Source organism: Paenibacillus sp. BIC5C1, assembly GCF_032399705.1.
GTDB classification, from domain to species: Bacteria; Bacillota; Bacilli; order Paenibacillales; family Paenibacillaceae; genus Paenibacillus; species Paenibacillus taichungensis_A.
The window spans coordinates 5,991,801-6,004,628 of sequence record NZ_CP135922.1; the positions used below are offsets into that span (position 1 = coordinate 5,991,801).

16 protein-coding genes are annotated in these 12,828 nt (G+C 46.5%); 5 read left to right on the forward strand and 11 right to left on the reverse strand.

Annotated features, from left to right (window positions below):
• Window positions 1-38: 38 nt before the first annotated feature.
• The 4 genes from RS891_RS26905 to yyaC all read right to left on the reverse strand — a co-directional run bounded on the left by RS891_RS26905 (window position 39) and on the right by yyaC (window position 3,748).
• Window positions 39-1,316 carry a class I SAM-dependent methyltransferase gene (locus tag RS891_RS26905; RefSeq protein WP_315793653.1) on the reverse strand — a complete coding sequence of 426 codons (1,278 nt, stop codon included), beginning with the start codon at window positions 1,314-1,316 and terminating at the stop codon, window positions 39-41.
• A gap of 91 nt (window positions 1,317-1,407) precedes the next feature.
• Window positions 1,408-2,097 (reverse strand): DUF6483 family protein, encoded by a 690-nt coding sequence (locus RS891_RS26910; RefSeq protein ID WP_113055374.1) that lies wholly within the window; start codon window positions 2,095-2,097, stop codon window positions 1,408-1,410.
• 240 nt (window positions 2,098-2,337) lie between these two features.
• Window positions 2,338-3,129 (reverse strand): alpha/beta fold hydrolase, encoded by a 792-nt coding sequence (locus tag RS891_RS26915; RefSeq protein WP_113055375.1) that lies wholly within the window; start codon window positions 3,127-3,129, stop codon window positions 2,338-2,340.
• A 76-nt stretch (window positions 3,130-3,205) separates the two neighbouring features.
• Complete coding sequence (yyaC, locus tag RS891_RS26920) at window positions 3,206-3,748, reverse strand: spore protease YyaC (protein ID WP_258530784.1); 543 nt, start codon at window positions 3,746-3,748, stop codon at window positions 3,206-3,208.
• Window positions 3,749-3,908: 160 nt separating this feature from the next.
• Between yyaC and RS891_RS26925 the strand changes: the two genes are divergently transcribed.
• On the forward strand, window positions 3,909-4,133 hold the full coding sequence (locus RS891_RS26925; protein WP_113055376.1) for a DUF1128 domain-containing protein: 225 nt from the start codon (window positions 3,909-3,911) through the stop codon (window positions 4,131-4,133).
• Window positions 4,134-4,210: 77 nt separating this feature from the next.
• On the opposite strand, the gene RS891_RS26930 is transcribed toward RS891_RS26925, so the two are convergent.
• Window positions 4,211-4,945 (reverse strand): pirin family protein, encoded by a 735-nt coding sequence (locus RS891_RS26930; RefSeq protein WP_315793654.1) that lies wholly within the window; start codon window positions 4,943-4,945, stop codon window positions 4,211-4,213.
• Between the two features lie 144 nt (window positions 4,946-5,089).
• Window positions 5,090-6,109, reverse strand: coding sequence for an asparaginase (locus RS891_RS26935; RefSeq protein WP_315793655.1), 1,020 nt, complete (start codon window positions 6,107-6,109; stop codon window positions 5,090-5,092).
• A 179-nt stretch (window positions 6,110-6,288) separates the two neighbouring features.
• On the opposite strand from RS891_RS26935, the gene RS891_RS26940 reads away from it, so the two are divergent.
• The 4 genes from RS891_RS26940 to RS891_RS26955 all read left to right on the forward strand — a co-directional run bounded on the left by RS891_RS26940 (window position 6,289) and on the right by RS891_RS26955 (window position 8,296).
• Window positions 6,289-6,984, forward strand: a complete 696-nt coding sequence (locus tag RS891_RS26940; protein ID WP_315793656.1) for a phosphatase PAP2 family protein — start codon at window positions 6,289-6,291, stop codon at window positions 6,982-6,984.
• A gap of 133 nt (window positions 6,985-7,117) precedes the next feature.
• A complete protein-coding gene (locus RS891_RS26945; RefSeq protein ID WP_063566604.1) occupies window positions 7,118-7,375 on the forward strand; it encodes a GlsB/YeaQ/YmgE family stress response membrane protein in 258 nt (85 codons plus the stop codon).
• 65 nt (window positions 7,376-7,440) lie between these two features.
• Entirely contained in the window at window positions 7,441-7,848 is a 408-nt protein-coding gene (locus tag RS891_RS26950; RefSeq protein ID WP_315793657.1) for a YtxH domain-containing protein, read from the forward strand.
• An 82-nt stretch (window positions 7,849-7,930) separates the two neighbouring features.
• Window positions 7,931-8,296, forward strand: a complete 366-nt coding sequence (locus tag RS891_RS26955) for a DUF5665 domain-containing protein (protein ID WP_113055381.1) — start codon at window positions 7,931-7,933, stop codon at window positions 8,294-8,296.
• 25 nt (window positions 8,297-8,321) lie between these two features.
• Here the strand turns inward: RS891_RS26955 and RS891_RS26960 are convergent, their stop codons facing one another.
• The 5 genes from RS891_RS26960 to RS891_RS26980 form a co-directional block, all read right to left on the reverse strand.
• Complete coding sequence (locus tag RS891_RS26960) at window positions 8,322-9,350, reverse strand: magnesium transporter CorA family protein (RefSeq protein WP_315793658.1); 1,029 nt, start codon at window positions 9,348-9,350, stop codon at window positions 8,322-8,324.
• Between the two features lie 127 nt (window positions 9,351-9,477).
• Entirely contained in the window at window positions 9,478-10,251 is a 774-nt protein-coding gene (locus RS891_RS26965; protein WP_024631358.1) for a sigma-70 family RNA polymerase sigma factor, read from the reverse strand.
• The gene (rsbW, locus tag RS891_RS26970) at window positions 10,248-10,700 is read right to left on the reverse strand and encodes an anti-sigma B factor RsbW (protein ID WP_063566601.1); all 453 of its coding nucleotides are present in this window, start codon (window positions 10,698-10,700) and stop codon (window positions 10,248-10,250) included. The genes RS891_RS26965 and rsbW overlap by 4 nt, the downstream gene beginning before the upstream one ends.
• Window positions 10,701-10,718: 18 nt before the next feature.
• Window positions 10,719-11,057 (reverse strand): STAS domain-containing protein, encoded by a 339-nt coding sequence (locus tag RS891_RS26975; protein ID WP_053778980.1) that lies wholly within the window; start codon window positions 11,055-11,057, stop codon window positions 10,719-10,721.
• A gap of 86 nt (window positions 11,058-11,143) precedes the next feature.
• Entirely contained in the window at window positions 11,144-12,820 is a 1,677-nt protein-coding gene (locus RS891_RS26980) for a response regulator (protein ID WP_315793659.1), read from the reverse strand.
• Between the last annotated feature and the right edge of the window lie 8 nt (window positions 12,821-12,828).

Consider the following 12,828-nt stretch of genomic DNA (forward strand, 5'->3'; position numbering starts at 1 on the left):
TTATGCATCACTCTTCATCGTTCCATAGGCATTCACATTCAACAATGATCACAGTGGCTGGCATCTGGGGTGACACCTTTGATTGATTCCTCATTTGAATTCTCTTGGCTCGCATCTGCCCCAAGGTTCGACGCAGCTTCTTTCAGCTTGCCGTCACCTGGAAGCAAGTCCGAACATGCCCGCTCCAAATAAGGATCAGCGTGAATGAAATCACGGAATGCAGTATATTCATTCCACATGTCAGCAGTCTGTCCAGCCTGGCCTCGTACGGCACGGATCAAAATGTTTTTTGGTGTATGCTCCATGTCGATAAATTCGAGTAACTGCGTTTTGTATCCCATCAGATCGAGCAACTTGGCGCGAATAGCATCGGTTGCCAAAGCGGAGAAGCGTTCCTTCAAAATACCGTGTGACAACAACGGATTCATTACGTTGGATTCAATCTGGTCAAACAGCTCGTGCTGACAGCACGGTACAGATAGAATGACAGAAGCGCCCCAACGAACAGCTTTCTCCAAAGCAGCATCAGTTGCTGTATCACAGGCATGCAGCGTTACGACCATATCCACTTCATTCAGCTCGTCGTAGTCAGCGATGTCTCCAACGAGGAACTTCAGGTCACCGTAATGCAATTTGTTTGCCAGATCATTACAATGTTCAATAACATCGGCTTTTAAGTCGAGGCCAATAATTTTGAGCGATCTGCGCTGCTGTACGGATAAATAATGATATAAAGCAAAGGTGAGATAAGACTTTCCGCAACCAAAATCAACAATGGTCAATGGACGGCCCTCGGGCAGATGCGGAATGACATCCTGTACCATTTCGAGGAAACGGTTGATCTGTCTAAACTTGTCGTACTTTCGAGCCAAAACGCGGCCTTCCTCGCTCATAATTCCCAGCTCGACCAGGAATGAAACGGGAACTCCATCTTCCAGCACATATTGCTTTTTGCGATTATGCGAGAGGTCCACCGCAGTCTTGGAAGGCGACTTGGTCAAGATGGACACTTTATATTTTTTGCTGATCAAAATTTGATAATCTGCGTCTGTAGTACAGAGCAGTCCTTGACGAAACGTCTCTTCGCATAGCAAAGTCATGCGCTCTACCGCTTCATCCGGAGTCAAATTCTCGTGCAGCACTTTGTTGGTATAATGAAATGCGAATTGATAATGAAGCTGATTCTTGAGCGTTACCGGCTTGACTTGCACTTTCGTATACGAGACATTGTCCCGTCTGCGCAGCTGGCTCCAGGTCGCTGTAATCAGCGAATTCTGTTCAAAGATGTCTTGTATAAGCTTTCGCAATGAATCCACGGGGGTACATCTCACTTTCGGTTTGGTTTGGTCAACCGTTACCATAACACAATTCCGTTCCCTCTCCAAGTTAACGGGCCTATTCATCGGTTTAACGGTTCAGCTCGGCAAGCCCCTCTTCCACTTCCTCACGAGGCAAGCCACCTTGTTGCAATTGCTCATCTTCCAGTTGTCTTAACCTTTCATAGAAAGCCTGTACCTCATCCCGATACTGAATGGGATGGCTTTCGTCTACCTGCAGCAGTCTGTACCAGCTATTCTCAGCCTGATCATAACGCCCCTGCTGTTCACGATACAGGGCAAGCTGCTTTTCCGTTCGTGCCGGAAGTTCATATGATTTCGTCTGCTCCAATATTCCCTCCACACGATCTGGAGCATCCAGCAGCCTCGGATTAGCCCCATTATTCAGTGCGTATAAGTAAAAATGAAGTGATCTCATCAGACGAATGAGTGCTTCATCCTCTGACTCCATTTTTTCTTGGTCATCTATGCCCTCTACTTTGGCCTTTTCATTATAAATGTACGCCTCTTCTTCGATCAGCCTGGCGGCTTGTTGCAGATTGTCCACTTCAATGACGCCGCGAAAACGGAACATTTCAATGACATCTTCGGCAGGCAGTGAGTTCAGCAAAGATAAATTCAGTCCAAACTGCCTACGCAGCAGCTCGTCCAGCTCGGACAGAGCCTCCGTGTGTTTTCGCTGTTGTTTAAGTGTAAATACTTTGCCGATCGCTTCTGTCATTTCCTCCATCATGCGGAGCAGATAATCTTTCCTGAACATGCTATGTGCCCCCTCATCGTTCGATCGTGTACATTCCAGTTTCACTTGCATGATCCATTCTCATCATTTTAATTCATGCCATGACAAAAAGCCAAAACATGGTCTATAGCTCGTCCTATGCTCTGGCCCTGAACAAATAAAACCCCTGCCGTTCTTGAGCGAACGTTGCAGGGGTTTAGCAAGGTACCGGCGCTCCGCCAAGGAGGCGAAATCATCCGATAATCTATTCATGCTCCATTATTACTTCGATAATCCCGTCAAAAATTGTTTAATGACCTGAATTAATTCTTCCGGAGCTTCATACATGCTCATATGTCCTGCTCCAGGAATCACGGCTTGTGTAATATGTGGCTTGTCACTTGTGAATGTCCGTTCCGGTGGAATGACAGCATCCTTCTCGCCGGCAACCAGTAGGACCGGAAGCGGTGTAGCTGATAATACATCACGGCGGTCCGGGCGTTCACGCATAGCCAGTGCAGCTCCGGTTGCCCCTTGCGGCGCTGTCTGGTAACCAATTTCCTTCACACGTGTCACTTGCGTCGATAGCGATTCCACATGTTCTGGTGCAAACAAACCGGGAACCAGCCCATCTACAAAGTGAACAATCCCTTCCGTCTGAATGGTGGATACTGCGCGAAGGCGTTTTTCCTTGCCCTCTTCACTATCGGGATACGCTGTGGAATGAATCAAGCCGAAGGCATTCAATCGTTCTGGGTGGCGCTGTGCGATAGAAAGTGCGATATATCCGCCCATGGAGTGTCCAAGCAGGACAGCCTTCTCCACCTTTAGCTCGTCCATTAATTGCAATACGTCATTGCCCATCTGATCAATGGTATAACTACCTACAGGCGCGTCCGTTTTGCCATGTCCACGCAGATCGGGTACGATGCAACGATAGCTGCGTGCAAGCTCAGGCACTACTTCATCCCAGTAGGATGAACTGCCGCAGTATCCGTGGAGCAAAATGAGTGCTTCTCCCTTACCCTGTTCGGCATAACAAATCGTCGTTCCGTCACACATCACTTTTTCCATATAAATCCCTCTCTCTGCGCGAATTAAATTAATTCAAGTTGTATATTATTAAGCCTGCATATCATTAATGAAACGTTTATCTGTATTTCACTGCTTCGGCGACCGCCTCTGCAATCGTTCGGGACATGCCCATAACGAAATGAAGCGAGGTCATCTGTAGAATGGAATAAGGTCTCGGTCCATTAGCATTCACTACAGCAGCCACGCTGTAGTGACCAACCGGTGGCAGCTTGCCGCCAACCGATTTTGCCGGAATAAGTGGATGTTCCGCAAGATAGTATGTACCAGTTGCCTGTTTTGGACCCAGACAAGCATCTATGGCAATGATGGCGTGATGTGACGGGACAAGCGCCAGCCTCTTCTCCAGCGTATCAGCATCACAAGGAGAAGCCAGCGTCCCTACAACGTGATTCACTCCGGCCTCCTGCAGCAGACTGCCTGTCAATGGGCCCAGTGCATCTCCGGTGGATCGGTCCGTCCCGATACAGACAAAGGTGATTTCATCCGGTGAATGAAGCTTATAGATGTGCTTGAAAAATAATACCAGGTCTTCTCCCTGCACATTTTGGCGGGCTTCCCTACTTTGATGACGAACTAATTCCCGCTTATATGTTGCCAATCTAATTACCTCCTTTCCACTTGTGCTCCCTACCTGAGGCTCTATTGTTATATTCCTCATTTTACCCGATGCTCGAATTCGCCGCAAAAGCATTGGCCTGGGCCTGTCCAATCATGATACAATGACAACAGTTTCCGATACGGAAGGGATGGACATAACGATGGATTTAACGCAAGCAAGCGCAGCCAACATGGAATATATGATTGAAGCGATCAAAACGAAGCTGCGGATGGCCAGTGGAGCTGCCATGCAGGCTTCGGCTTTCCCACTCGACAAGTATGAAGATTTGTTTGACCTGTATGAGATGGTCCTGAGTAAGGAACATCTGAGTATCTCTGAAGTGGAAGCTGTGGCTTCCGAACTGGGTAATCTCCGCAAATCCTAGGGCGATATTGCCCATGGAAAAGAGGACCTGTTCTCCACATTAAAGTGGAGACAGGTCCTCTTACGTTTGTTTTTTCGTCAAGGCAAATCCACCAATACAAATTCAGCAGTCTCGCTGCCTGTACCTGTAATTTGCAGATCACAGCTTTTACGGATTCGTGCAGCATCACCCGGCTTGAGATTGAAGCTGCCATCTGAACATACAATCTCGATATGGCCACTAATCAGGAAGAGATGTGTACGCCTATCTTCATGTTGAGGGTACATTAATTTTTGACCGGATTCCAGATGGGATAGATAGCAAGTTACATCCTGTGAAATAGGCAATGTTCCCTCTGCTCCCTCTGCTCCTTCTCCCCCTTGCCCCGATACAATCGGACAAAGACGGTTCAGATGCTCCTGAGCCTCTACACGACGATTAGTATACGAGGGCTTCAACATGCGCTGGGATGGTAGAAACCACATCTGTAGGAAGCGTACAGGTTCATCCTCGGACGGGTTAGTCTCTGAATGCTCTACCCCGGTACCTGCACTCATGACCTGAACCGTTCCCGGTTCCAACAATTGCTCCGTTCCCATGCTGTCCGTATGTTTCAACGTACCTGATATTACATAACTAACAATCTCCAGGTCATGATGTGGATGTCGCTTAAAGCCTTCCTGCGGCATCAGTGTGTTGTCATTATGAGCCAAAAGACAACCAAAATGGGCATTGCTTGGATCATCATAGTCCGCAAAGGAAAAGCTGAATTCACTGTGTATCCAACCTCGATCCGACGTGTGCCTTTCTTCCGATGTCACTACTTTAATCATGTTCATCCACCTCCAAAGGGTTTAGAGCTGCTGCACGATCACAGCAGTTCTTGCGTGTATATTTAGAATTCTATAGATCAATACCAGTTGGTATGTCATCTTTACCCGTGGTCCGGGAATTCTAATCACGCCCCTTACATGTGGTTATACGCTTTCTTCAGGTGAGTGAAGCTTGAATTCGCTCTCTGCCCGCCCTACGACTTTACCAGCGTCGTTCCGAATGTCAGGAGGATATACTTCTGCCAGTCGTTCAATGGTTTTTCGATTGCTATATCCGATCTGCTCCAGAATGGATTGGGCAATATAGGCCCATTCTTCTTCCGAACCATCAAGCACTTTGAACGTAATTCCGAGGCGTTCCTTTTTCAGGGCAAAACCAAACACACCCTTGAAGCCACCTTTGGCTACAATGTTGCTGTCTTCAAGCAGCACGGAATCCACACGCTGCGTTCCTCCTACCATTAACGGATATTCGTTCATGGCTCCGGTAATGGTCTCTACCGCCGAACGTGTAGATGGGTCCTCGATCAAATCCGGGCAAGCCAGCTTCAGATATGCGTTTGACAATGCCGATAATGGCAACGAAAATACCGGAAAGCCGCAGCCATCCGTCCCAAGTTCAATCTCTTTCTGTTCAATTCCTGCCATATAGGCCATGGTCTCAAGAATTTCACGCTGCACCGGATGCTCTGGTTCTGCATAACTTCCCAAATCGGCCTGTTTCATCTGAGTGTATGCGAGAATACCCAGATGTTTACCGGAGCAGTTGTGGAGAATACGACGCTTCTCTCCTTGAGCACGCAGCCATTGATTCCGGCTTTCTTCATTTAGGGGATAACTCGGTGCGCAAATCAAGCACTCTTCCCCCAATCCTATTTTGCTTTCTATCTGCTCCAGCACCTGAATATGCATCGGCTCCGAACGATGCGAGGAAGACATAATGGCAATCTCCTGAGCTGTCAGACCATAATGCCCGGCAATACCGGCACGAATTCCCGGAATAGCCTGAAAAGGTTTGGCGGACGAACGGGTAAACGCTCTAAAATGAGGATCGCCGGCAGAATATACAACATTGCCGTTCTCATCCGTAATGCTTATGTGTCCGTAATGGGCGCATTCCATAACGCCCGCACGGTATTCTTTAATTAACAGGGCACTCTCCATGCGAGTTCTCTCCTTTATACTCCCGAATTCATCTCTGCTTTGCGTCACGACGCCGCATGGGATATCTTAAATAGTATAGTACAAAAGCGACGTTTTTACAGTTTTTTCGACAGACATTTCGGGTAATCCTTTATCAATCTTTATCTACCTACTACCCTCACTGAAGGAGATACTCATTTATGCTGCGCAAAACGCATTTACCCACCTCCGGGTCAGCTCGTAAAACTTCGGTACGTCCGCTGCTCAACTGGGCAGGTGTTGGAATTATAGCCAGCGTATCGGTCGTCTTCTTACTGGCGACCCTCGGAGAGTTACTGGGTAACGAAGTTATCCTTTCATTGGATGATCGTATCCAACAGTTGTTTTATCTAAACTCGGATTCACGTCTTTATCTGCTGCCTTTCATTTCATTCATTACTGCGCTCGGTTCTTTCAGACTTTCTGCCATCGCAGCTATCGGTTTTTCATTTCTTTTCTTGTGGCAGCGTCGTCCCCGTTTCCTCATATATGGTTATGCGTTACTCAACAGTTTTGCCATGATGTGGATCCTCAACACCTTATTGAAGGAAATATTCAGGCGCAGTAGACCTGATCTGGAACATCTGCTCGTTGTTCACGGATATAGTTTTCCAAGTGGTCATGCGATGATCTCGATGGGGTTTTATGGCATGCTCTTTGTCATCTGGGCGATTGAACGACATCAACGTATGTCTGGAGTTGCACTGCCTGTCCTTTGCGGAATCACATTTATATTCCTGGTCGGCCTCAGCCGTATCATGCTGGGTGTACATTTTCCAACCGACGTTTTCACCGGATTTGCTGCTGGACTGGCTTGGATCTTCTGTATGATTAAAGGGATTCAACGTTCCGTCTGAATTGCACTATCCTATAATTTCCAGTATGGATCTCTTTACATTGATTGTTTCACCTGGAAGCACGGCGTTTATATACGAAGTAAGCAAACGCGAACAGACACCATCCTACATTAAGCATAAGGAGGCGGTTGTTATGTGGGGTATCATTATCAGCATTGTGATGGCAGTCATTATCGGTGTAATCGGTGATGCACTTGCCGGTCATAACATGCCTGGAGGAATCATCGGTGCAATGGTTGCCGGATTTGCCGGAGCCTGGCTGGGAGCACTCTTGCTTGGTAACTGGGGACCGGTCATCGGTAACTTTGCCGTAATTCCTGCCATCATTGGAACAGCAGTCTTTGTCTTTTTGCTGGGGCTTGTGTCCAGACTGTTCAGACAGGCTGCCTGATCGGTCCAACAAGGTGTTCGTTGTTTCGTATCCGTTTCTTAAATTTGAAGAAGGAGTGATTTGACATGAATAAAGCAGAAGAACAATATCCTGTACAAAGCGGTTCCACTTTCGCAAAAGGAATTTTCATCGGAGGTTTGCTGGGAGCAGCTGCGGCACTACTTTTTGCCCCTAAACCAGGACGCGAATTGCGTGGTGATCTTTCTGAGAAGGTGGGCATCGTTACAGATCGCACAAAAGAAGTTGCAGCAGTTGTTGGTGATAAAGCTTCCGAACTGGCTAAAACGGTCTCTTCCAAAACTTCTGATATTGCAAAAACGGTAAACCAAGGACGCAATGACGTTATGGACTCCGTGAGAAAGGCTTCCGCTGACGTGGCCAATGAGGCTTCTAAAGCTTCAGAAGAAGTGGCTGCTGCTTCCGTAGAAGCCAAGGAAGATGCACGTAAAGAAATAAACTCGACCAGCCTGTAAGGCTTATTGATCGAGTGACCAATAGCCAGCTGTATTCCAGCTGGCTATTTTTTATCCACGGTGAGATTAAAGGAGGAAGAACATGAGTAAAATCACAATGAACGGCAATACGCCCATTACCGGGTCAAAACCCGCACAACAGTATGATACCAGCGAACACCCTTTTGAATTGCGTCATGAAGTCAAACGTCTGAACACACGGCTGGATCAGATTGCAGACAGTCTGGAAAAATCTCAAATCAAGGATATTATCGAAAACTATAGCAGTCCCAAAAAACGTATCATTACCAACTTCACCGCTGGTATGGCACGTGGTCTGGGTCTGACGGTAGGAACCTTTGTCGTTCTTGGTCTGCTCGCTTTTATTCTCAGTCAATTCGTAAACATGCCAATTGTGGGACAATATATTGCTGACTTACTGGGATACATTGAAGATTACAAAAAATAAAAAGCACAGGGTGAGGTTTGCAAAGTCAGCGCCTTCGTTTGCCATTGTCACGCTTCTCTGTTTCTTTGGCCGACGGCTGAGAAGACTTCACTTTGAGCAGATCCCCTGTCCAACCTTTCATCATCATCCATACATACATGCCGATCATGCTAATGATTATGAGTGCAAGGACGAGTACAACACCCCATGTTTTGTTGATCCAAGGCAGATTTTCGAAGTTCATTCCCCAGATGGCTCCTGCAGCCGTTGCGGGTGTGAATACAGAGGTTACAAGGGTCAGCGTCTTCATAATCTCATTGCCCCGCACTCCTGAAATGGCATTATCAATGGAGATCAGTGTATCAATCTCTGTCTCATAATGTTTGAACAAACGCTCCATCCGTTCGATCCGGTGCTGAAGCTGCTGGAAAAAGCGATTCTCTTTCATTTCATCCAGATAGGCTTCCCTGGCGGCAGCCATCAACTCGGAATACGGAATGAACAGATTGCTCCAATACAACAGCTCAAATCTGGCCGCAAGTATCTGATCCATCAACGTGCGAGCATTGCGGGATTCCATCGTCCGCTCCAATTCCCTCAGATTCATCTCAAAATGATCCATACCTACATGGTAATAATGCAATATCGCACGAAAGAGCACAAACATGCCGTCCCTTGCTTCACTGCATTGTTGTAACATGGCTGCACGTTCGCCTGTATTCATAATACCTCTGGTATTGTCGTCTACATTCAGGGTAACCAGTCTTTCTTGATCTACATAGAAAAACATCTGATTATCTTTACGTTGATCGTTTCTTTCATTTTTGACCGCATATAATAATGACCCGAATATCACGGGCTCCGTTCCGTTTATGAAGCGGACGGACAGGTAGTTGGACTCTACCTCTGGTATTTTGTGAAGCCAGTACTGCATTTCCGGAAATGCGCTCGTTAGTTCCTCCAAGGCATCAGCCATACTCTCCTGATCAGGTGCCACCCAATCCCACCATTCCCAATGGTCCGAGTATGTAAGTTTTTCCCGACGCGCTTCCAGCTTGACTTTATCCACAATCACAAACATCCACTCCTGCATTCATACTGTTCATTATAAAATCATTGATCCAAAAAAGGACACGTATGCATTCCATTGGAATCACGTGTCCTTCTCTATGCCGTGCTCAATATCGTCACCGATCTACATCTCATAATAATGAGGCATTCGACATAATCTGTTTTAATTTCTCAGTGGCTCGCTTCTGGATACGGGATACACTCATTTGGGAGACTCCCAATTTTTGAGCAATTGCCCGTTGCGACTGACCATCCTGAAATGCCAAAATAAGCACTTTTTGTTCCTGTTCCTTCAATTGTCCCAATGCCTGCTGCAAGTCCATCCGCTTCTCAACCGAATCGAAGTCATTCACATCAGAACTGATCAGTTCGCCTAAAGTGGCTGCACTCTCATCCTGTGATAGTGGAGAATCCAGTGACACATAGTGATAACATTCCCGACCAGCCAAGACTTCGATGGTTTCTTCAGGGGTTAAGTCCAGATATTCAGCAATCTCGTTCACACCTGGTGAACGCTCCAGCTTCACTGTTAATTCATCGATAGCATGCTGGACAAGTGCTCCCTTTTCCTTAATTCTACGGGGCACCTGAATGTACCAGGACTTGTCCCTTAAATAATTCTTCATATGACCGATCATGCTCTTCATGGCATAAGGTTCAAACGGAATACCCAGATTGATATCGTATTGCTTAAGCAAACGAATTAGGGCCATCTGCCCGGTCTGATACAAATCCTCATACAGATCGGGTCGATTCCGAGCAATTTTACCCGCTGCCATCTTCACCATCGGTTCATATTTGCGGATAAGAACTGTTGCAATTTCGTTATCCTGGGTTTGCTGGTATTCCCAGATCAAACCTATTGCTTCAGACATGGACTCTGGGGGAGTCACTTTTTCATTCATACTTTCTCCTCACTTCTTGCAAGACGTTTTACGAGTACTACTTTCGTACCTTTGCCCGTCTCACTTTCCACACTGACATCGTCCATCAGAGCTTGCATCAGGTAGAAACCAAGTCCACCGATTTGGGCATCTGTCAGCTCTTTGTCGTGAAGGCCTGCACGGGATACCGCGGGATTAATGTTCTCGAAGCTGGCTCCTTCATCTTTGACGGTAATAGCCAGCGTGTCATTATCCACTTCGAACACAACCTCGACCATGCCGCCTTCGTGTGAGTAAGCATACAGTACAGAGTTATTACAGGCTTCGGATACAGCAACCTTCATATCCTCAATGTCCTCATAAGAAAATCCCATTTTGGACGCAACACCATAAAGATTGAGTCTTACAATATCAACGTAATCAGCTGTCGCCGGTAAATTAAGGGTGACTCTTTGAACTTCTGCATTCATTCCTTTTTCGATCCTTTCCTATTGGGAATTCTTCTGTGAGACAAAGAATTTGGCAATACCCGTCATATCAAAAAGTTTCTGAATTTGCGCAGGAACTTCCTGTACTTCAAAGCGAGCTTCCATTCCATGCCGTGCTTTCAGAACAGATAACAGGATACCAATCCCTGTACTATCGATGTACTTCAAGTCTTGCATGTTAATGATCAAATCTTGTTCCTTGTTGTCCACAAGCGGCTCCATTACCAAACGGAATTCAGGAGCAACTGACAAATCCAGTTCGCCAGTCAGATACACCGTGCACACGCCGTCATGTGTTTCTGTTCTTGCATTGAATTTTTCATTCTTATTTGTATTCATTAGACATCTCTCTCCTGATCAATGGTTTCTTTACCTAATAACCCATCTACAGCACATATGAAACAGTAATCGAATTAGCAAATATTTCAATTGGCCTGATTTATGGCTGATGCGTTGGTTTTGAACCCTTGCCTTTCTTCCTGAAATCGGGACAACTTCTGTTTCACATTGCCCATTTTCACAGGTTTACTGATGTAATCGTCCATACCGACAGTGGAACATCGCTGCTGAATACCATCCATGACATTAGCGGTCATTGCTACAATAACCGGCTGCTGGTCTTGAGGAAGGCTCTCACGAATTCTGCGAGTACACTCCAATCCATCCATCACGGGCATTTGCAAATCCATAAATATATAATCATAGTTACGGTTCGCCAAAACCATCTCCAGCGCCGTCTTGCCATCTTCGGCGATATCTGCGACGAGTCCAAGCTTGCCCAGCATAATAGACATTAGTTTCTGATTAATAGGGTGATCATCAACGATTAATACGCTTGGATGCATTTCATAATTTTTTTTAATGTCCGTAAGCTGATCTTCCCCCATACCTGTCGTCAGCTCAGTCTCAACATACCGCTGCGCCTGAATGGTAAATACAAACGTAGCACCACGCATCTCCGACGTATCCAGATATATCTTTCCACCCATCATTTCAACGAGCGTTTTGCATATAGCAAGCCCCAGTCCGGTTCCACCATACTTACGCGTCATGGATGTATCCAGTTGGGAAAACGGCTGGAATAGACGATCTACTTTGTCTGGCGCTATACCTATTCCTGTATCTTTTACAGCAAACTCCAGCGTCATTCGTCCGTCTTTTTCCTCATTAACGGATACGATTAGATACACGCCACCGTGGTCCGTGAACTTGATGGCATTGGCAATCAGATTCAATAAAACCTGGCGCAGCCTTGCCATATCTCCATAGATCAGTTCGGGTACCGAATCTTCCAGGAAATATTCCAGCTCAATATTCTTTTTGCCAGCTTCAACCGCGAAGAGTCTCAGTACTTCACGAATGCAGGAAACAAGTTCGAACGGATGCTCTTCCAGCTCCATTTTGCCGGATTCCATCTTGGTGAAATCAAGGATATCGTTAATCACGGTAACGAGTGCATCGGCACTGCGACGTACAATGTCCGCGTATTCCTTCTGATCTTCTTTCAGATCCGTTTCCATCAACAGATCAACCATACCGATAACGCCATTCATCGGCGTACGAATCTCATGACTCATCATGGCAAGAAACTCGGTCTTCGCGTTTGCAGCAATTTCCGCTTCCTCTTTGGCCTGAACGAGCTGCTGGTTCATTTTCTCCAATTCCTGTGTCTTCTGATGCAGCAGCATCGTCTGTGTTTTCAAACGTTTATTCGTGATAAACATTTCTACAAAGCCCTCGATTTTGGATTTCAAAATCTGAGGGATAAACGGCTTGACCATATAATCAATGGCCCCTGCGGAATAACCTGCAAATAAGTGCTCTGCTTCTCTGCTATTTGCAGAGATGAAGATGATCGGCACGTCTTTGGACTTGTCACGCGCCTTGATTAGTTTTGCTGTCTCAATTCCGTCCATGCCAGGCATCTGCACATCCAGTACAATGACCGCAAATTCGTCTTTCAGCAAACAGCGAAGTGCCTCTTCCCCGGAGGTTGCCTTGACGAGCTTGTACTGTTCCGATTCCAGAACCGCTTCGAGAGCGAGCAGGTTCTCGGGGCGGTCATCTACCAATAATATGTGGATTGGTTCATTGAGCCCCATGACTAAGC